Source organism: Bradyrhizobium sp. HKCCYLRH3099 (assembly GCF_051167855.1).
In the GTDB taxonomy this organism is placed as follows: Bacteria; Pseudomonadota; Alphaproteobacteria; order Rhizobiales; family Xanthobacteraceae; genus Bradyrhizobium.
The window spans coordinates 162944-183301 of the sequence record NZ_JBNPTW010000014.1; the positions used below are offsets into that span (position 1 = coordinate 162944).

The following is a 20358-nucleotide window of genomic DNA, read 5'->3' on the forward strand; positions in this document are numbered from 1 at the left end:
GTGAGAAGGCGGCGCCGCCGCCTCACTCCGCCAGATTGTTGGTCTTCTTCACCCACGCCCGGACGTCCGTCAGCACGTCCGGCAGCACCGCCTTGACTTCGGCCAACGTCATGCCGGCCTTGACCCGGGGGTCGTAGAGCAGGTTGAGGATGTACTGGTCGTAGACGTCGAAATAGCCCATCGAGACGTTGTCGTTGAACATCGTCCACGGCACGCTGGAGGTGTCGTTGATCGGCCCGAGCGACTGCAAGAGCTCCTCATAGGCGCAGTCGAGGAAGACGAAGTCGCCATTGTCGACGGTCAGGATGACGTCGGAATGCTCGATCTCGAACGCGTCGTTCTTGCGGAAGCCGGACAGGCATTGCGGGTCGAGCGAGGTCTTGATCTCGCGGGCGCGCTCGCTGCCATAGGCCAGGCTGATGGTGTGGTAGAGGTCGCGGTCGCGCACCAGCTTGACGCGGACATTGGCGTCGCCGTCGCTCTCGGTCATCGCGATGTCGAGATGGCGGATGCGCGTGGCGATGTCGCCGACGACCTTGGCGAGCTGCGCCTTGCGGTCGGGGCGGCGGCCGTCCGCGAACACCCGCACCGGCGCGCTGTACTTCCTGATCCGGTCGACGCGGCCGGCGAGGTGATACTCCGCGCCGAACGCGGTCTTGAAGAAGCCGTCGATGATCTCGGCGTCGGTGAAGCTCTTCTTCTCGGCGCGCTGGCGCGCGGCGATGGCTGGAACCTCGGCGGTCGAGGCCGGCAATGGGATCGTCATGGTCACGAGCGCGACCGCCGCCGCGGTCAGCGCAAGCGCCGTCCTCGGCAGGCGGCGCCAGGAGCGGCGCTGCTCCTGGCGAGAACGGACGCTGAGGCCTTGCGATATCATCCCGATCGATCAGGCTCTCAGTTCTTGACGATCACGGTGGTGCCGACCGAGACCCGATCATAGAGATCGGCGACGTCGTCATTGGTCATGCGGAAGCAGCCCGACGACACCGCCTGGCCGATCGTCTCCGGTTCGTTGGAGCCGTGGATTCGGTACAGCGTCGAGCCGAGATACATCGCCCGCGCACCGAGCGGGTTCTCGATGCCGCCGGCCATGTGGCGCGGCAAATCGGGGCGGCGGCGGAGCATCTGCGCCGGCGGGGTCCAGGCCGGCCATTCCTTCTTGGCGGTGATGCGGTGGACGCCGCTCCAGCGGAACCCGTCGCGGCCGACGCCGATGCCATAGCGCAACGCCTGGCCGCCCTGCAGCACCAGATAGAGCCGGCGCTCGGAGGTGTTCACGACGATCGTGCCAGGCGCATACTGGCTCTGGAACATGACGGTCTCGCGCGGAATCGGGCTGACGCCGCCCTGGTAGAAGTTCGGCCCGCCACCGAAGATGTCCCTGGTGTCGAACATTTCCGCCCGCGCCAGGCCGGCGCTGGCCATCAACGCGACTGCAGCAATTCCCAAAGCAATAGACTGCTTCATTTCCATCCCCTGGCAAACAATCGAATTCCGTTCGCAGACAGGCCATAAACGGTTGCAATTCGCAACCCACGGCGGCGTGAGGCCGCCATGTGAAGCCGATCCGTGGCCCAAATCCCACGGCGCGGCGCATGGTCGGAGCCCAATACCCTGTTAGCAAAGTCCGCGTATGAGCAGGGCCGTGATGGCAGCAATGCGGCTGCGCCCTTTGACGGGGCCAGCGAACAATGATTGATCTGCCTTAAGCTTTTGAATACGGCGCGGATACAGCGGGAGCGAATGATGAACGGTGCGGAAAGCCTGGTGCGGACTTTGGTCGCGGGGGGCGTTGACGTCTGCTTTACCAATCCGGGCACGTCCGAGATGCATTTCGTCGCAGCGCTCGACCGGGTCGAGGGCATGCGCTGCGTGCTCGGCCTGTTCGAGGGCGTGGTGACCGGCGCCGCCGACGGCTATTTCCGCATGAAGGGCACGCCGGCCTCGACGCTGCTCCATCTCGGCCCGGGCCTCGCCAACGGCCTCGCCAATCTGCACAACGCCAAGAAGGCGCGCTCGGGCATCGTCAACATCGTCGGCCAGCACGCCACTTATCACATCGGCTTCAACGCCCCGCTGACCTCGGACATCGAAGGCTTGGCCCGTCCGATGTCCGACTGGGTGCGGACCTCGCCGAGCGCCAAGGCGGTGGCCGCCGACGGCGCCGCCGCGATCGCCGCCGCCAAGAGCGCGCCGCCGCAGATCGCCACGCTGATCCTGCCCGCCGACACCGCCTGGAACGAGGCCGACGGCATCGCCCAGGTTCCCGCTGACGCCCAGCGCCCGAGCTACTCGGCCGACGCGGTCGAGAAGGCCGCGAAGATCCTGCACGCCCACGGCCCGGACACGCTGGTGCTGATGACCGCGGGCGCGCTGACCGAGCAGGCGCTGACCTTTGCCCAGCAGATCGCCGGCAAGACCGGCTGCCGCGTGATGGGCCAGACCTATCATCCGCGCATGGCGCGCGGCGCCGGCCGGTTCTCGATCGACCGCATTCCCTATGTGATCGAGCAGGCGCTGCCGATCCTGAAGAACTACAAGCACATCGTGCTGGTCGAGGCCAACGACCCCGTCGCCTTCTTCGCCTATCCGAACAAGCCGAGCATGCTCAAGGCCGAGGGCACCGAGGTGCACCGCATGACCGCCTGGGGCGAGAACTCGGCCGCGGCGCTGGAAGCGCTCGCCGGCCATCTCGGCGCCAAGGCGGCTGACGTGAAGCCGCAGGCGCTCACTGAGCTGATCAAGCCGACCGGCGCGCTGAACCACACCACCATCGCCCAGGCCATCGCCTATGCGATCCCCGAGAATGCGATCGTGGTTGACGAATCCATCACCACCGGCCGCGGCTTCTTCCCGCCGACGGCGGCAGCGAAGCCGCATGACTGGCTGCAGAACATGGGCGGCTCGATCGGCTTCTCGACCCCCGTCGCGACCGGCGCCGCGGTGGCCTGCCCGGACCGCAAGGTGATGTGCCTCGTCGGCGACGGCAGCGCGATGTACACGATCCAGTCGCTGTGGACCCAGGCGCGCGAGAACCTCAACGTCGTCACCGTGGTGTTCGCCAACAAGATCTACCAGATCCTGCGCGGAGAGTTCGACGGCGTCGGCGCCGGCCAGCCGGGCCAGCGCGCCCAGGACATGCTGAAGATCGACCGCCCGACGCTCGACTTCGTCGCGATGGCCAAGGGCATGGGCGTCCCCGGCCGCGCGGTCACCACGGCGGACGAGTTCAACGCCGCGCTGGCGGAAGCGAATGCCGAATACGGCCCGCGCCTGATCGAAGTGCAGATGTAAGCGCCTCGCCCACGACCCGGCGGCCGCAAATCGGCCGCCGGCCGATGGCAGCGTCATCGCCGCTTTTTAGGTTGGCGACTCAACGCGATCGCGTGTTGATGGTGACGTCTCCATCGTTTGTTCTGTTTGGGCGGCATGCACAGCGAATTGAACCGGTTGATCTCCGCGCTGCAGGAGTTCTATGCGCGCGAGCGCTTCATCCTCGACCGTGATCTCGGTGAGCGCGCCCTGACGCACCGGCTGGCCGTGCATCTGGAACGCAACTTCCTCGGCTGGGACGTCGATTGCGACTACAACCGGCTCGACGACCGCACCATGCTGCTGCCGCGCGGCTCGATCGTCTCGACCGACGACGAACTGGGCAAATCGATCTATCCTGACATCGTCGTGCACAAGCGCGCCGTCCCCGACAATCTGCTGGCCATCGAGGTCCGCAAGGCCAGCAATCATCAGCCGCTCGCGCATGACCGCCACAAGCTGATGGCGCTGACCGACCCGCATCTGTGGTTTGCCTATTGGATCGGCGTCCTGGTGATCCTCGACCGCCGCGGTGTGATCACGCCGGAGGTCTATGTCGGCGCCCGGATCGATCCCGTGCTGTCGGCCTGGTTTGCGGGCCGGCTGCAGCAGATGGGGCTGGCCCCGGGCTGAGGTGCGTCGGTCCCCGTTCCCCATGAACAAGGGCCGCCCCTGAAAGGAGCGGCCCGATCTCGTGACGAGGAGGCGGGCCTGCGGACAGGCGCCGCCATCGCCTATTTCGACATGGCGTCGCCAGACGACTTCTTGGCCGCCTTCTTCTTCGTCTTGCTCATCTTCATGTCGTCGCCTCCGCCCATGGCGTCGCCGCCCTTGGCCGCCTGGCCGGTGGTCGTCATCGGCTTCTCGGTCGACTGGGCAAGAGCAGCCGACGAGACGAAGGCGAGGGCGGCGGTGGCGATGATCAGTTTACGCATGCGGAAAACCTCCGTGGGTTGGAAACGGTGCGGACCATAGGGGGATTCGAGCCGCGGCGTTCTGACGCACGAGTCAGGAAAACGTGAGAGTTCCGCCCTGCAATTGCCCGTTTGCGCCGCCCCCGCTGGCTGCGGCGGGCGCATTCTGTGGCGAATGTGCTGGGCGCAGGGACCCCATGCGCAAGCGAGCGAGGTCAAAATGGCCGGGTGGCGGCGATCCCGACTGATACGAAGCTACGTCGCAGCTATGGCGGCACGCCTCGCAGGCAGACTCAGCAGCGCCATGCCGAGTAGTCCGGACATCAGAGATCCCAGCATCACGCCGACCTTCACCTCGTTCTGAAGCGTCTCGGCGCTGGGAAATGCGAGCAGGCCGATGAACAGGCTCATGGTGAAGCCGATGCCGCAGAGGACGGACACCCCGTAGATCTGGTGCCAGGCCGTTCCGTCAGGCCGGTCAGCCAGCCCAAGGCGAATGGCCAACCATGTCGCGGCAAACACGCCGATCTGCTTGCCCAGGAACAGGCCGGTCACGATGCCGATCGTCACGGGCTCCTTCAGCACCACCCAGGCCATGCCGGCGAGAGAGACGCCAGCATTCGCGAAGGCGAAGACAGGCAGGATCGCGAACGAGACCCACGGCTGGATCGCATGCTCCAGCCGGAGCAGCGGCGACGGCCCGGCTCCCGAGGCAGGAATGGTCAGTGCGAGTGCGACGCCTGCCAAGGTGGCGTGGACGCCGGACTGCAGCGTGGCAAACCAGAGGACGGCGCCAGGGATCAAGTAGACCCACAACCTGGCAACCCCGGCTCGATTCGGGATCAGCAGCATCAAGATGATGGCTGCTGCCGCAGCGAGCCATCCGAGGAGAAGATGATCGGTGTAGAACACCGCAATGACCGTGACCGCCGCGAGGTCGTCCAGAATGGCGAGTGCTGTCAGGAACACCTTGAGCGATGCCGGCACGCGCGAGCCGAGCAGCGCCAGTGCTCCGAGAGCGAACGCGATGTCGGTGGCCGTCGGTATCGCCCATCCGCGGATCGTCTCGGCATCGTCCAGGTTGAAGCCGACGTAGAAGAGCGCGGGAACAGCCATTCCGCCTGCCGCCGCAAACGCCGGGAGCGTCCTACGCGGCCAGCTCGAAAGCTGTCCCGTCAGGAACTCGCGCTTGATCTCCAGCCCGACGAGCAGAAAGAACACCGCCATGAGAGCGTCGTTGATCCAGTGCAGGACGGAAAGACCCGCGACGTAGTGCTGGAGCGTGCCGAAGTAGAGATCTGATGCCGGGGAGTTGGCGATGATCAGCGCGGCGGTGGCCGCGATCATCAGGATGACGCCGGCGCCCGCTTGACTGGCCACATGGTGCTTCAACCATTGAGACAATGAGAACATCAGATGATCTATGCCCGCCGCGGGCAGTCGGATCAAACCATGTAGCAGCGATGCGGATGCGGCCAATCGCTGCGGGCTCTCGTCAGGAACTTCCTGTCGCGCCGGCGCTTGTCGGTCTCGCGTCGCGGCTTCGATCATCGATATGCTTGAACCAGCTCATGATCTTGGCGGCCGATGTCATCAGTATGATCCCGGCGAGACTCACGAGCAGCTGCAGGGCGACGCCGCCGTGAGCTTCCATGATGATGAAGTGCGCTGCGAATGAGAGCAGGACGCCGAGACAGAAGATCTCGAGCGAATGCTGGCCGCAAAGCACCAGCGGGCGAAGATAGGGCGAACGCAAGCCGGGTGTCCCATGCGGCACAAGGCGCACCACGAACACCGCCAGTGCCAGAAAGTGCATGATCCGCAATGGATCGAGACCCGCTTTGTCGATCGGATACATCCACTCCGCGAGCCATCGCGGCACCAGGATGGTCCATGCGGGGACGTGCCAGGTGACGACGATCGCCAGCGAGATCACGAGGGTGATGGCAGCGGCGGCCAAAGCGAGGTCGGAGAGGATGAGCTTGCGCAACCGATCGGCGCCGCCGAGGGCGCACCAGGCGCCGAAATTGAACAGGAGCTGCCAGGCAAACGGGTTGAACACCCAGTGACCGCTGGGATAGGCCGGCAGGTTGAGATCGATCATTCGGGCCGCGGCATAGATCGCGATGCTGCCGAGAAGGGCGACCAGCGGCCACCGGAGCATGAGCCAGAGCAGCGGAGCAAACGCCGCCAACAGCGCGATGTACAGCGGCAGCACGTCCATGTTCGCCGGCTTGAACATCAGCAACAGCGCCTGGATCAACGTGACGTCAGGCTCGCGAAGGAACTCGAAGACGCCCATCTCCTCGGAGTACAGCGCGTTCTCGAAATTCCGAGCGACGAAGGCGATCTGCGCCAGATAGACGCAGATCAGAAAGATGTGAGCCACGTAGATCTGCCACGTGCGGCGCACGATACGTGCGCTCGCGACCAGTAAGCCCTGCCGGCTCATCGCGGTCCCGTAAACCAATGCAGCCGTATAGCCTGAGATGAAGACGAAGATCTCGGTCGCGTCGCTGAACCCGAAATTCCTCAGCGTGAAGGAGTTGGCGATCGTCGAGGGGATGTGGTCGAGAAAGATCAGCCACAACGCGAGTCCGCGGAAGACGTCCAGGCGCAGATCACGTTGGGTCCCCACGGTGCCTCCCCCGCAACAGCGAACCGCATGTTCCGCCACCAGCGCGCGCCGAGCGATTTCGATGTCATGGATGGGAAGGGAGTTTGGCCAGCGCAAGATGCGCGGCGATGGGACGCATCGGCCGTGTTGCTCGCCGGTGGGCGTCCTCTCAGGCAGACATCCCGGCCAGTGTCGCGCCACCAGTGAACGAAGTGATGAAAAGAGCTGAGTGCTTCAGGCAAATCGCCGCCGTGCTGCCAGATGGCAACTCCCAATGAGTATCCGTTGAGAATAATAGATCCTGCCTTCTTGCACGGCTTACTCCGCGAGCCGCATTCGTTCAGCCCGCCCGCCGGATCTGGGATGCAAAGCGCTGATCGCCAGCGGAGGCGTGAGCCTCAGCTACTGTAGCCGCCCAAGCTGGCCGCCTTGATACGATCCGATTGCCTGCAGGCGATGGACCGCGCGGCGAGAATGGTCACGATCGCAATGATTATGCCGGCAATCACGTCGACAAGGTAGTGACCGCCGCCAATGGGCGTTGAAAGCAACATCGCGCCATTTGTGAAGGCATTGAACGGACGAAGCCAGCGAACCGGCCACAAAGCCCAGCAGTCGAGCACTGCGGCGGCGGCATGATAGCTCGGGAATGTCACGATGCCGGCGAGGGACCTTGGATCCAACAGACGCAATGTTCCGTCACGCACAAGAATCATTCCATGCGCTGAGTCGTAGAAGGCTTGCGGAACGATGTTCGGGTAGTCAGAGGGGAATAAGCCCAAAGCATGGTAGACGCCAATAGCCGGAACCAAGAGAGTGATGCAGCAAGTCGTCGCTAGTGCCAGACTTGACGCGAGATTGAATTCCGCGAGCCGACGATAATTGCCGGATAAGGGCAATGCGAGGACGATGACGAAGATCGTCAACGAGATCGATCGATAGCCAAACGCCAAGATCGTGATGATCCACGGACGGCCGTTGACGTAGCCCAAGAAGCTACGGAAGTCATAGCCTAGCAGCTCATCGATCGCGAGTAAGTTGGCGTCCTGGAGCCGCAGATTTGCAGCTGTCGCAATGTAGGATAAGGATGCCAAAACGACCGAGGCCAGGATGGATTGGGAGATCCCAGTGAGAAGGGAAAAGATCCAGGGCTTCGCTCGCTGAGATGATCGTGCGTTGGCGTAGCCGATATAACCGTAGATGGCGGAGATCGACAGGACGACAAGGTAGCTCATCGGTTCGGCGCGAAAGTCTGTAACGAGCAGACATAGTCCGAACGCGATCCAGAAAGCCGCTGTGATCACCCAGTTGATTTGGAAGACCGCCCAGGCTGTTGCTGCCTCATGGGCGCGGCGAGAGTCGAACAGAGCGCTCTTGACCACTGATATCCGGCTTCGGATGTAAGCAGGCAAAAGGCTAGCGCTCGCGGTCTCCGACATGGTCGTCCGCCTCACGTCTTGATTGATTGCGTTTTGTATCCGTCGGTGCCTTGTTACGGCGCTCGTGACCGCAAAATCAACCTCAACGAGTGAAATACACCAATACCTTTGATGTGATGCTTAAAATACCGTCTCTGTGTGCGACTGCGGGTTGTGTGGTTCGCAGCGGAGAGATAGGCGGCTATCTCCGTGTTCGCCGAAAGACAATCGCGGCTGTGCTCAAAGTGGAGCGCTGCGGCAACTTCGTCATCCTGCACCGTGAGCGGGACAATCGCGAACGAACATCGTTCGCAGCACGAGACAGTGACGGGTTTCGGATTTCGCGCGCAAAGCCCTCAGCAGGGTTTCCACTGCAGACCCGAACGATGGGAATTCCCGTAATTTCCGTCATCTTTATCCGTCCATGGCCATCGGATGGCATCGGGCAACCAAAGGGAACGACGCGCTTGGAGATGACTCGCACACGCGAGAGTTCAATTCAACGCATCGGATTTGACAGCGCAATTCCTCGAATCCCGACTTGTCCGCTTGGCAGGAGCTCCGAGGCGGAGGTCTCGATGACGATTTTGCTACGTTCCCGGCCACCTTAGAAAGAAGGTGGCCGGCTCTTGTCAGAATGTTTCCCGTCTGCCTGATACAGGTACGACTTGAAGTAGTGCCGGTCGATGGCGGGCAGAGAGATACAGGGCGTGACTGCCTGACATTGTTGCTGCGGTTTCACCAGGTTGCCGTCGATCCGAACCAGATTGCACATCAGCTGGCCAGCGAGCCGGTGGGTATGACCGAAATGCTTCGCTGCACCAAGCAGTTGAACCTCAAGGCGGGTGCGGTCAGGGAAAAGTGGCTCCAGGGCGGAGACGCGGAGACGAACCCGACGTTCCGATGTCGCCTTGCGAAAGGGGATCATTGACCTCGCTCAGTGAGTAGCGAAACGGGAAATCTGCTGCTCTGAGCCAAAGCGGCCCTCGCGTAGGAGATAAACCATAGATTGTCGGGATAAAAACAGGCAATCCGTTAATGGTGTCTAGGTGCGGTTCCGTAGATCTACGGGAGGGTACCATGACGCTGCACCTCGCTGCTGACCGCGGCCACTTCCAGAGGGTGAACGCCGCCTCAAATTCAACGGCGATAGGTTGGGCGGTCGTCGCAGGGCTTTTCGGCGCGGCAATCCTGCTGCGCCACATGACGCCAGGAAATAGCGACGTAAGCTGGCTGCTGATCGCCGGTGAACGTTAGCTGGACGGTCAGCGCCTCTATTCGGAGATTCTCGAGACCAATCCTCCCATGGCGGTGCAGGTCTATGTCCCTGCCCTCCTGATAGGGCGCAAACTCAGCCTTCCGCCGGAGTTCGTCCTGGACGTATTGGTGTTCCTGGCCATCGCCGTCTCCCTTGCCGCCAGCACGATGATCCTGCGACGGTCGACCGTATTTGCTCGTGGCCATGGATGGGGCATGGCGATCACGGCCATTGTTGCGCTGGCCTTGTTGCCGCTACAGTCCTTCGGGCAGCGCGAGCATATCGCGGTGATCGAACTGATGCCGTTCATTGCGGTCATGGCGATGCGCCTTCGCCGCGAGTTGCCACCACCATGGGCCATCTGGGTCGCTGGCGTCGGCATGGGCCTTGCCCTATGCTTCAAGCCGCATTTCGCTCTTGCAGTTGCCGGCGTCATCTGCTTCGCGGCAGCCCATCTGAAATCGTCGCGAATACTGGTCTCAGGGGAGAGCCTCGTGGCCGTTGCCGTCGTGGCGGTCTATGGCGCCAGCACCGTGCTGTTCTTCCCCGAATACTTCACCGACATGCTGCCGCTGGTCCGAGACGTCTATTCAATCGGATTGCCCCTGAGCCTGATTCTGATGAAGCCGGCCCAACGCTGTGGATCCTGACCTTGGCTGCGGCGCTGCTACCGAAGCGCGGCAAGGAGCTGGAACCGGTACTCCAACTCCTGCTCGTGACGTCAGTCGCATTCTTCGTCGTCTACTTGCTGCAGCGGAAGGGCTGGCCGTATCATTCCTACCCAATGCTGGCGTTCGCCTGGCTCAGCCTGGGCTTCGCGCTGAGCTCACCGGCGGCAGGGCCGATCGTCTCCCTGTCAAGACTTGCAAGAGCGGCGGCGGCAATCGCCCTCGTTCTGCCCACCGTCTCCTGGTTCAATCATGCGCTCGATGCAAGCTTTCTACGGCCCGCCATCGCCAGGCTCGGCCTGGAACATCCGACCATGCTTGCGATCTCCGGCAACGGCGGGCTCGCGCACCCGCTGATCCGGTCCGTTGCCGCAGTCTGGGCCTCACGTCAGCAAAGCCTGCTGGTCGCGAGCTATGAAGACTACGCCCGCGAAAGCGGCCTCTGCGATACTCAGACCCTGGCCATCGTCGATGCTTACTCGCAGCGGGAACGACGATGGATGATTGAGGATTTCCGGCGTTCGAATCCGACCGTCGTTCTTGTCGACAACATGACGGGACCGTGGGGCAGGTGGCTTCATGACAGCCCCGAACTCGATGACCTGCTCAGAGATTATCGCCTCGCCGATACGGTCCGCGACGTCGAGATCTATGTCAGGCGAGCCAACTGAGCCGACACCGTCGCCCTCTCTGCTCCGGCTGTACGCCACCATCGCCGATGAACAGCGCAAAGCCACGCTGTACCGAAGGTGTGGCAGCGGACGACGGTGTTCCATCCTCATTGAGCTGCCAGTTCGTCGGGTTTGGAAGTGATCGGACATAGGCGACCAGCGCGGTCAGTGTCTCCTTGGACGGCTCGGCCCCTTTCATGCGCGCAGCAGGCGTCTTGTCGGAGAAAAATATCGAGCGTGATAAATGGGCCCTGTCCACGCACCCCCAAGCTTGAATGATGGTCATTCGGGAATATTGAGCGCGCAAAGGAGGAGATCTTGCCCGAGAGTTCGGGAGAGGATGGAGGGGGGCCGGCCCTGTTCTGGCAAGGATTGCCTGCGCAGATGGACCGATCGTTGCTATCCAGATCGTGGCCAGGTTAACCATCGAGCTATCGACCGAACGGCCGGAGGAGCCCGGGCCTGTCTTTGGGATCGTGGATCGATTGTGGGCTGATCTATGCTGCTTGGTCGCGGCTTCGACCTGGGCGGCGCCCGAAGCGAATGGCCGGCCTGCTCCCAGCAATGCCGTCGGTCGCGATCTGTTTGGCATCTCGCTGTGCTGGACGGAGGGCCGCTGGATCTGGCGCGTGGGCTCCGTTGTTCCTCCAGACGACTGCGAGGTCGACGGTCCATGGCGTCAGCAAGCCGCAGTCCCGTGAGGTGTTCTCGTCATGAAGGAGTGGATCAAGCTGTCGGTGTGGATGTCCCACCACCTCCGGCTCAGGGAACGCCGTATGATTGTGGTGACCGTGCTGTGTGTGGTGATCGCGTCAGGATGCTTGGCGATGTCACCTCTTCTTCTCGGCCGACTGACAGATGACCTGCTGCAAGCAAGGTTCGGCTCAGGCTGGTACACCGCCTTTCTGGTATTCGGATATCTGGCCGCGATCGCTCTGCCGAGAATCATCGGAGTTCTTGTGCTGCAGCTCCAGAGCACATTGCGGCTCAATGCCAACAGCTCGCTGCTTGCAGGATACTTCGACTATCTTTGCGAGCAATCAGATGGTTTTTTTTCAAAGCGAAATTCAGGCGAACTGAGCCAGGAAATCGCGCAGGCGTCGAACGATCTTTACATCATCATACGAAGCGTCTCGTCCTCTGTGGTCGCCCCGCTGGTGCAGATCGGTGTCGCCATGGCCGTGCTTGCGGCCAACCGAAACGTCATCATGGCAACATTGATCGCGGTCTATGTCGTGCTGTTCATGGCGAACCATCGTGTCCACGGTCGAAAGCTCGGTGCGCTCAAGACCGGATCAATGGTCGCCGGCCGAAGGACCTATGCGACGCTGGTGGATTCGATTGCCAACATTCAAGTCGCGCGCCAATTCAACGGGTACGACCTTCTGCTCGCAAGGTACCGCAAGGCGCTCGATGAAGATCGAGATGCGCAGACCGCCTATTGGAACGTCAGCGTCCGGATGCAGCTTGTGAATGCGCTGCTCTTCGTCGGACTCTTTGGTGCCTCCTTTATGCTTGCTCTGTACGATGTGGTTCAGGAAGGTCGCTCGGTCGGGAATCTCGTGCTTGTCGGCACATACGCACTGACGCTTCTTTCTCCGATTGAGACTCTCGGTAACATGTTCTCCGAGATCAATCGGTCGCTCGCGACGTTCGGACAATTCATCGAAAAGCTGTCAGGCGCTCCGGCTCAACTGGTCAGGCCCGCTCCAACGACCGTGTCTGCCTCGCCATATCCCGCGATCGAATTCGAGCATGTATCATTGACCTATCCCGGCGCACAGACTGCCGCCCTGAACGATGTCAGCTTTACTGTGTTGCCAGGCCAGCGCGTTGTCATAACGGGACCAAGCGGCGCAGGTAAGAGTTCGGTCGTCAAGGCCTTGACGAGGCAGTACCCGCCCGACCGCGGGGCAATCCGGGTGTTCGGGCACGATATTGCAGCCTTTGACGTGCGGACCTTGAATGAGCGCGTGGGATGCGTTTCTCAGGACGTGTTCCTGTTCAAGGATACGCTCAGGTTCAATCTGCTGATTGCACGCCCGTCGGCTTCCGATCAGGAGTTACGATCCGCGCTCGACCGCGCTGGGCTAGGCGACTTCTTGAGCAGATTGCCCGCTGGCCTGGAGACGCCTCTCGGTGATCGCGGTGCCACGATCTCGGGCGGCCAGCGACAGAGGCTTGCTCTTGCGAGATTGTTCCTGCGCGCCCCCGATATTGTGGTGATCGATGAGGGGATGTCCTCTCTCGACGTGGTGACCGAACGCTGGGTGATCGACCAGATTCTCGGATCATTCGCGGGGGCAACGATCCTGATGGTGACGCATCGACCCAGCGCCATGGTGATGGGCGATGCGGTGATCGTGGTTCACGACGGCCGCATAGAAGGATATGGTACGTATGATGAACTGCGATCTCGAAGCGATTTCTTTGCGCGCGTGACCGGCGAAGCGACCTGCTGAGCCGTGCAGGGTTCGCTCGTCAGCCGTTGCCGCGCGTTTCTGTGGGTTATCACTTTCGGAGCATGTCAAGGCGTCGATTGTCATCTTGCGCTTAGGCGACCGAAGCGGCCATGCGACCAGACCCATCGATTGATAGTGACCATGGCAATGATCTCGCAGCTCGCGCGTGTGAGCGAAATGCCGATCTTGGTCGCAGCTAAGCCACCATTCGGGTCACGATCGCAGCGATGTGTGCCAGAACGTCCTTCTCAGCCGAACGGATAAAAAAGTGGTCGCCATCGAACATGTGCGTGCCCGTGCGCTCTGGGGCATGTGTGGCCCATGCGCGGAGATCGTGTGGCGTCGTCAACGGATCACGGATGCCGCCGAAGACCGTGACCGGACATGACAGCTTCGGACCCGGCTTGTAGCGATAGGTCTCGCTCGCTGCGAAATCGGCGCGCAGCATTGGCAGCAAGAGCTCCAGCAGTCCGACATGATGGAAGACTTCAGGAGGCGTGCCGTTCAGTCTCCGGAGACGCGCGATAAACTCGGGCTCGGGCAGGCCGTGCGAGGGGGCTTGCGGATCGGGCAGATGCGGTGCGCGCCGTCCCGAGACGATCAGGTGATGTGGGGCGGAATGCGAGGCAGTCATCAGCCGTTGAGCGACGAGGAAAGCCATCAGTGCGCCCAGGGAATGACCGAAGAAGCAGACCGGACCGCGTAGATTGGGAATGACGGCCGTGGTGATGGCGTCGGCGAGCGGCTCGGCTCGATCTAACGGTACTTCGGCGAAACGCCCGTCGCGTCCGGGATACTGGATTGCCCAGACGTTGCACCAGCCCGGCAGATGATCAGTCCATCGGCGTGCCATCGATGCCGTCCCCCCGGCGTGCGGAAATGCCAAAAGCGTCGCGCGTCCTGCTGAGGTGCTTCGCCACTTTACAATCCATGGCGTGTCGTTTGTATCTGTCACAGAGTAAGTCTCGGCGCGGGACATGGCATCCAGTTGCAATAGATCCTCTACAGCGCCGGTCCGACGACAAAAAGAGTCTTTGAAGGGACGCGCGGTGAAACTGCATGATATCCGGCTCAGCCAGGGGTCCTTCGGCGCATCATGGTGACGAGTGAAAGTCATCATTGTGACCATGCCTGGACACGACATCCAACAGGCGTGAGAGCGGCCCTCTCCGTTCTCGACTCTCGCGAACGTATGAGGCGTTGCACTAATTGTTCGAGAGTGGCGCGGTTGCATCAATTTTCGATGACGCGGTCAGGAACGCGGCATTTCGGGAAAGTTTGATCTGGGCCAATGGGAGCGGTGGCGACCGATCTCAGGAGAATCTGGAAAGGGCGGAGGTGCCCTGCGGACGCGTCGTTGCGCGTGGTGTTGCGGTTAAAATTGGTTTCAGGCTACCACTTCCGTCCAAAGCGGATCATCGCCGAATTCCGGGAGGGGACATGGTCAACTGTTGTTTCAGTTCTCAGCAATGCTCGGCGATTGAACCAAGTCGACAGATGCTGTCTGCGGTCGAACCGACTCCGGCAGCCTCGGTCGAAATCAGCTTGTCCGGGCCGCGCTAGTTTTCACGCACTTCGTAGCTTGCTGCCGCAAGGCTCCTGACATCCATCGCAGATTTCATCGTCTCCGTAGGCGCCTGATCGACGATCGGCGCGGCGAACGATTGCGCTCTGGGCTCAAGCTTGGACGCGTGCCTCGATGAATTCGCGTTTCGCGTCCGGATCACGGGAGCGGCGGAGGGGATCGTTTGGAAGGAGGCCCTCTTGTTGGATCGATCTGACGTGACCGCGCAGCCATTGCGCGTGGATGGCCGTCTGCCGCTGGTCGTACGGCCGGTGAGAAATGGCCTCGAGGCCGGCCCGTTTCTGCGGGCCAATCGCGCAGCCGTCGACCATCTGCTCTTGCAGCATGGAGCGATCCTGTTCCGTGGCTTCTCGATCGACGCGGTCGAACGCTTCGAGGTCGTCATCGAGGCGCTCGCCAACGAGGCGCTGGCGTACGAATATCGTTCGACACCACGAGAGAAGCTTGGAGGCGCCACCTATACCGCCTCCGAGTATCCGGCGATGCATACGATTCCGATGCATTGCGAAAATGCGTACCAGCGCGATTGGCCGACGAAGCTCCTGTTTGCCTGCGCGCGCGCCCCTCAGACCGGTGGGCAGACGCCGCTGGCTGACATGGTTGCTGTGACGAGCCGAATTTCACCGGCTTGTTTCGACAGTTTCAGGACGAAAGGGGTCGCCTACCTCCGTAACTATCATGAGGGGCTTGATCTGAGCTGGCGCAACGTTTTTCAGACGGACTCACCCGAAGAGGTGGAGCTCATTTGTCGGCGGTTGGAAGTCGACTTCGAATGGGTGGACGGCGAGCGTCTGCGAACGCGGCAGCTCGCGCAGGGCGTCGCGCGCCATCATCGGCTGGATCAGGCCATCTTCTTCAACCAGGCCCACTTGTTTCATGTCTCGAGCCTGGGCAGTGAGACGGCTGATGCGCTCGTAGAGACCTTCGGACTCGAGGACCTGCCACGGCACGCGTGCTTCGGCGATGGCAGCGAGATTCCGTCCGCCCAACTCGCCGAGATCAGAGCTGCCTTCGATGCTGAAAAGGTGCATTTCGACTGGCAACAGGGCGACGTCCTCCTGGTCGACAACATGCAGGTGGCACACGGCCGCGAGCCCTTTACGGGAGAAAGACTGATCCTGGCGTCGCTCTGCGATGCTTACTCCAAATCGCGATAGCCCGAACATGCAGCACGCCTCCAAGCCTGCATCATTTGCGTTCGAGCCCCTGTCGCAGCCGGTAGCTGGAGTTTCTAGGCCGACCTCCCTGTCGGCTGCCCAGACCGAAATCTGGCTCGCGCAGGCGCTCGCGCCAGAGAGTCCGGTTTACACGCTGGCGCAAAGGGCGACGCTTCCGGGCGACCTCGATGTGGCCTTGTTCGAGCGTGCGGTGCAGGCGACGGTTGATGAGACCGAGGCTTTGCATGTGTGGTTCGTCTCGGGCGACAACGGCCCGTTGCAGATCCCGGGCGTTGCTCCGCATTGGAGCCTCGAGGGCGAGCGCAGCGTCGGGTTGCCACCGCCCGACATCGACAGGGTCATCGACGACGCCTTGCGGTGGCCGTTGCCGCTCGCGGAAGGCGCGCTCTTCCGGTTGTTCCTGTTTCGGCGCCAGGATGGCGCGTGGGAGTACTGCCAGCTCTTCCATCATATTGCGATGGACGGCTTGAGTTGCGTGTTGTTCGCCACGCGGGCCGCCGAACACTATGGGAGTTTCGTTCGCGACGGCCAGCCGGCGCCACGGCGGTTCGAACATTTCGGCGCTCTGTTGGCTGCCGATCGCGACTATCGCAGCTCCAAGCGGGCCGAGGAGGATCGCAAATATTGGCGAGAGACGCTCGCGGGACTGGACGACGGGGTGGAGGGGCAGGCAGCCAAGGCGTCTTATGCGGCGGTTCTGCAGACGGCACGTCTTTGTCGTAAGCAAACCGCTCGGCTGAAGGCCATCGCGACCTCGGCTGGTACGACCCTCCCCAGCCTGTTTGGCGCGGTGGCTGGAGTCCTCTCCTCGGTTCGGAAGGATACCGACGACACCGTCATCGGTTTCGTCGTCGCCGGGCGGCCGGACGGTCCATCGCGGAGCATCCCTGGAGCGGTGTCCAACATCGTCGCCTTGCGGCTATGCGTACCAAAGGGGCTTCGCTGGATTGAGTTGATCCGCTCAGCGGGCATGCGGGTCAAAAGGGGGCTTCGGCATCAGCGAGCACGCCTGGAGGACGTCAGGCGAGATCTCGGCTTGTTCGGTCAAGGCGAGCAGCTCACCTCGATCGTCGTCAACTACACGCCGTTCTATGGGCCCATCTACCTTGGCGCGTCCACAGTACGCCTTCGCAACATGGGCAATGGTCCGGTCGACGATTTTGCCATCGTCGTCTATCACCACCCGGACGACGACGAGATTCTCATCGATTTCAAGGCGAACGGCTCTCGGCGTAGCGCCTCCGACGTCGCGCAATTTCGCCAGCAGTTCGAGTTTCTGCTCGCGGCTCTCGCCGTGGATCCCGATGCGCCGGTCGAGTCGGCCACGGTCCTCGGACCAGGAGAGCGGGAGCAGATCCTCACGGGCTGGAACGATACCAGCAACGCCCTCCCGGATGTGACCCTGCCGGACATGTTTGCCGCGGTTGTCCAACGCGTCGGCCGCGATATCGCCATCGTCGCTGGCGACGTGACACTCAGCTACTGGGATATCGACAAGCAATCAAATCGTATCGCTCGTGCCCTGATTGCGTTCGGCGCTCGTCCAGAAACGCGGGTCGCGGTTGCAATGCGCCGCTCCGAGCAGCTCATTCTGGCGTTGCTCGCAATCCTCAAGACGGGGGCGGCCTATCTGCCGCTCGATCTCGACAGCCCGCGTGACAGGCTCGCGCTGGTTCTGGCCGATGCGGAGCCGGTCGCGATCGTCACATGCCAGGACGATCGCGCGAACATCGAGGCTTTGGTCGGCACCAAGCTCAACCGCGGCAGCATCTTCGTTCTCGATGATCCCGACACGAACTGGTGCACAGATGAAGTCTGCGAAGCTGCCGCGGCGGGGGTCGTGCGATCCTGCGCGCTCCTGCCCGATCATCCGGCCTATCTCTGCTACACATCGGGTTCAACCGGCCAGCCAAAGGCCGTCATCGTCACGCATCGTGACGTGGCAGACCTCGTCCGCGATCGCCGCTGGCAACAGTCGGCGCCTGTCCGGATGCTCGTCCATTCGCCAGTGGCGTTCGATGCCTCGACCTACGAAATCTGGGTTCCGCTCCTGAACGGCGGCTCGACTGTGGTGGCGCCTCCGGGACGGCTCGATTCGCGAACGCTGGAAAACGTCATCGCTTCGCAGGGGGTGACGGACCTTTGGCTGACGGCCGGCCTGTTCCATCTCATTGCGGATGAGTCGTCGATCTCGTTCTCTGGGCTCCGCCAAGTGGTGGCCGGTGGCGACGTGGTCTCGGCCGAAGCCATCAGCAAGGTTCTAAAGGCGTGCCCGGATCTCCGCGTGGTGAACGGCTACGGCCCCACGGAAACCACCACCTTCTGCACGACCCATGAAATGACGGAGCGTTCGGCCCGGTCTGCGCCGGTGCCGATCGGCCGGCCGCTGGACAATGTCAGGGCTTATGTTCTGGATCGCCGGCTTCGCGTGTTGCCTGCCGGCGTGGTTGGCGAGCTGTATGTCGCTGGCGCGGGGCTGGCGCGGGGATATTGGCGGCGACCCGATCTCACCTCCGAGCGCTTCGTCGCCTGCCCGTTTGGACCCGCTGGTGAGCGCATGTATCGGACCGGCGATCGCGCCTCCTGGCACCAGGATGGATATCTGATGTTCGCGGGCCGCGCAGATTCGCAGTTGAAGCTGCGCGGATTTCGTATCGAGCCACGGGAGATCGAGGCCGCGCTCGCCGAGCTCGGGATCGGTCAGAGCGCAGTCGTGCTGCACAAGGGATCGGCGGGGCGCGATCTCCTCACCGCTTACGTCGTCGGCGAGGACGCCGATCCGCAAACGCTCAGGCGCCGGCTCGCGACGAAGCTACCGGACTACATGGTGCCGGCGGTGATCATCAGGCTCGAGGCTTTGCCATTGACGCCGAACGGCAAGCTCGATCGGCGCAGCCTCCCGGTTCCCAGCTTTACAAGCCAGGAGCCGATGGCTCCGCGAACCGCGATGGAGGAGATCATCGGCCGGCTGTTTGCGGATGCGCTTCAACTCGATACGGTTGGCGTCCACGACAACTTCTTCGATGACCTCGGCGGCAATTCCCTGCTGGCGCTGCGCATCGCCGGCGCTATCCGTCGCGACATCGGTGCAGACGTCGCCGCGACCGCGATGTTCACCGCGCCGACGATCGCCTTGCTGGCCCGCCATGTCGAAAGCTTCAAACCTGCCGCTGCTGCGGTTGCAGCCCCGGCGGTCGTCGCGTCTGGCGAGGCAATCGAGGCGACGATGTCGCTCGCCGAAATCGAGACCATCCTCGAAGGGCGATTTCGCAACGGGTCCTCCGACGCCAAGGCCTTCATCGCCACGGTGACGGAGCAGGGTGATGAGTTCCTGCTGTTCTCGCCCGGTGAGCGGCGCGCCAGCGATCGGACGGATGTCGCCTTTCCCCTGGGATCGATCTCGAAATTCCTCGCCTCGCTGCTGCTGGGCATGATGGAGCAGGCCGGCCGGATCACGATCCACACCGCCTTTGGAAGGAGGGTCCCTCGCGAGTGGCGGCTCCCCGAAACGCTTGCCGAGGGCATCTCGATGGCCGACCTGGCCACGCACACGTCGGGCTTGCCGGCCTATGTCAAAGAACTCGTGAATTGTTCGGAAGACGTCCTTCGCAACTATCTCGAGACGTTCGAGGGTGATCTGAGCGACAGAGCGTATGAATACTGTTCGCTCGGAATCTCGCTGCTCGGTTTCGCTTTGCGCCAAGACGAGGCGGATGACTACCTGAAGGTCCTGAAACGATATCTCCTCGATCCGCTCGGCATGACCAACACGGTTTCGAGGATACGAAGGACTTTGTCCGACGGCACCCAAGAGACGGGCTTCCATTTCTACGAATGCAGCTCCGACATGGCCGCCTCGATCGACGATCTGCACCGGATTCTCGCCGCCTTTCTGGCGCGCGGGTCGTCACCGGCCAAATCCGCTCTGTCCCGCATGCTGACGGTGTCACGGCCAACGGGGATGCCTGAACTCAATATGACGATCGGGCTTCGGTCGAGAACCACCCATGGGGATCATCTTCTCTATCATGGCGGCGGCGGCTCCGGCTTCCGGGCATTCTTCGGTCTCGCCCCGAGACGATCGAAGGGCATCGTGATCCTCACGAACCGTGAGATTCACATCGGCGATATCGGCCAGCATTGGCTCAGTCCGGCCTATCCGCTCATCGTCCCCAGACGCCCATAGCCGCGCAGGCTCGTTCAGGCCGGGGCGGTAGCAATCGCCTGGATGACGATCAGCACCGCGATACAGGCTCGCTCTCGTGTTCTCCCAAC

The 20358-nt window shown here is 62.3% G+C and carries 17 protein-coding genes; 8 read left to right on the top strand and 9 right to left on the bottom strand.

Annotated features, from left to right (window positions below):
- Window positions 1-22: 22 nt before the first annotated feature.
- Entirely contained in the window at window positions 23-766 is a 744-nt protein-coding gene (locus ACQR1Y_RS24235) for a DUF2927 domain-containing protein (protein ID WP_434878522.1), read from the bottom strand.
- Between the two features lie 128 nt (window positions 767-894).
- Window positions 895-1467, bottom strand: coding sequence for a L,D-transpeptidase (locus ACQR1Y_RS24240; protein ID WP_434860040.1), 573 nt, complete (start codon window positions 1465-1467; stop codon window positions 895-897).
- Window positions 1468-1746: 279 nt separating this feature from the next.
- Here ACQR1Y_RS24240 and ACQR1Y_RS24245 point away from each other — a divergent pair, with 279 nt between their 5' ends.
- Window positions 1747-3294 (top strand): acetolactate synthase large subunit, encoded by a 1548-nt coding sequence (locus ACQR1Y_RS24245; RefSeq protein ID WP_434878494.1) that lies wholly within the window; start codon window positions 1747-1749, stop codon window positions 3292-3294.
- A 135-nt stretch (window positions 3295-3429) separates the two neighbouring features.
- Window positions 3430-3945, top strand: a complete 516-nt coding sequence (locus ACQR1Y_RS24250) for a hypothetical protein (RefSeq protein ID WP_434860042.1) — start codon at window positions 3430-3432, stop codon at window positions 3943-3945.
- 101 nt (window positions 3946-4046) lie between these two features.
- Here ACQR1Y_RS24250 and ACQR1Y_RS24255 read toward each other — a convergent pair whose 3' ends face one another.
- The 5 genes from ACQR1Y_RS24255 to ACQR1Y_RS24275 all read right to left on the bottom strand — a co-directional run bounded on the left by ACQR1Y_RS24255 (window position 4047) and on the right by ACQR1Y_RS24275 (window position 9189).
- Window positions 4047-4247 carry a hypothetical protein gene (locus tag ACQR1Y_RS24255; protein ID WP_434860043.1) on the bottom strand — a complete coding sequence of 67 codons (201 nt, stop codon included), beginning with the start codon at window positions 4245-4247 and terminating at the stop codon, window positions 4047-4049.
- 234 nt (window positions 4248-4481) lie between these two features.
- Window positions 4482-5639 carry a Na+/H+ antiporter NhaA gene (gene nhaA, locus ACQR1Y_RS24260; RefSeq protein WP_434878523.1) on the bottom strand — a complete coding sequence of 386 codons (1158 nt, stop codon included), beginning with the start codon at window positions 5637-5639 and terminating at the stop codon, window positions 4482-4484.
- 82 nt (window positions 5640-5721) lie between these two features.
- Complete coding sequence (locus ACQR1Y_RS24265) at window positions 5722-6864, bottom strand: OpgC domain-containing protein (protein ID WP_434878495.1); 1143 nt, start codon at window positions 6862-6864, stop codon at window positions 5722-5724.
- A 377-nt stretch (window positions 6865-7241) separates the two neighbouring features.
- Window positions 7242-8282: a phosphatase PAP2 family protein gene (locus ACQR1Y_RS24270; RefSeq protein WP_434878496.1), complete on the bottom strand. Its 1041-nt coding sequence runs from the start codon at window positions 8280-8282 to the stop codon at window positions 7242-7244.
- Window positions 8283-8868: 586 nt separating this feature from the next.
- Window positions 8869-9189, bottom strand: a complete 321-nt coding sequence (locus ACQR1Y_RS24275; RefSeq protein WP_434860046.1) for a hypothetical protein — start codon at window positions 9187-9189, stop codon at window positions 8869-8871.
- Between the two features lie 152 nt (window positions 9190-9341).
- Between ACQR1Y_RS24275 and ACQR1Y_RS24280 the strand changes: the two genes are divergently transcribed.
- Genes ACQR1Y_RS24280 through ACQR1Y_RS24290 form a run of 3 tightly spaced genes read left to right on the top strand, consistent with a single transcriptional unit; the run spans window position 9342 to window position 10858 of the window.
- The gene (locus tag ACQR1Y_RS24280; RefSeq protein ID WP_434878497.1) at window positions 9342-9518 is read left to right on the top strand and encodes a hypothetical protein; all 177 of its coding nucleotides are present in this window, start codon (window positions 9342-9344) and stop codon (window positions 9516-9518) included.
- 48 nt (window positions 9519-9566) lie between these two features.
- Complete coding sequence (locus tag ACQR1Y_RS24285) at window positions 9567-10169, top strand: hypothetical protein (RefSeq protein WP_434878498.1); 603 nt, start codon at window positions 9567-9569, stop codon at window positions 10167-10169.
- A 2-nt stretch (window positions 10170-10171) separates the two neighbouring features.
- Window positions 10172-10858, top strand: coding sequence for a hypothetical protein (locus ACQR1Y_RS24290; protein WP_434878499.1), 687 nt, complete (start codon window positions 10172-10174; stop codon window positions 10856-10858).
- Here the strand turns inward: ACQR1Y_RS24290 and ACQR1Y_RS24295 are convergent.
- Window positions 10842-11144, bottom strand: a complete 303-nt coding sequence (locus ACQR1Y_RS24295; RefSeq protein WP_434878500.1) for a hypothetical protein — start codon at window positions 11142-11144, stop codon at window positions 10842-10844. The genes ACQR1Y_RS24290 and ACQR1Y_RS24295 overlap by 17 nt on opposite strands.
- A 427-nt stretch (window positions 11145-11571) precedes the next feature.
- On the opposite strand from ACQR1Y_RS24295, the gene ACQR1Y_RS24300 reads away from it, so the two are divergent.
- Window positions 11572-13320, top strand: coding sequence for an ABC transporter ATP-binding protein (locus ACQR1Y_RS24300; protein WP_434878501.1), 1749 nt, complete (start codon window positions 11572-11574; stop codon window positions 13318-13320).
- Between the two features lie 196 nt (window positions 13321-13516).
- On the opposite strand, the gene ACQR1Y_RS24305 is transcribed toward ACQR1Y_RS24300, so the two are convergent.
- Complete coding sequence (locus ACQR1Y_RS24305; protein WP_434894320.1) at window positions 13517-14554, bottom strand: thioesterase II family protein; 1038 nt, start codon at window positions 14552-14554, stop codon at window positions 13517-13519.
- A gap of 533 nt (window positions 14555-15087) precedes the next feature.
- Here ACQR1Y_RS24305 and ACQR1Y_RS24310 point away from each other — a divergent pair.
- Both ACQR1Y_RS24310 and ACQR1Y_RS24315 read left to right on the top strand, forming a co-directional pair.
- Entirely contained in the window at window positions 15088-16062 is a 975-nt protein-coding gene (locus ACQR1Y_RS24310) for a TauD/TfdA family dioxygenase (protein ID WP_434878503.1), read from the top strand.
- Between the two features lie 7 nt (window positions 16063-16069).
- The gene (locus ACQR1Y_RS24315) at window positions 16070-20269 is read left to right on the top strand and encodes an amino acid adenylation domain-containing protein (RefSeq protein WP_434878504.1); all 4200 of its coding nucleotides are present in this window, start codon (window positions 16070-16072) and stop codon (window positions 20267-20269) included.
- The last annotated feature ends 89 nt before the right edge of the window (window positions 20270-20358 follow it).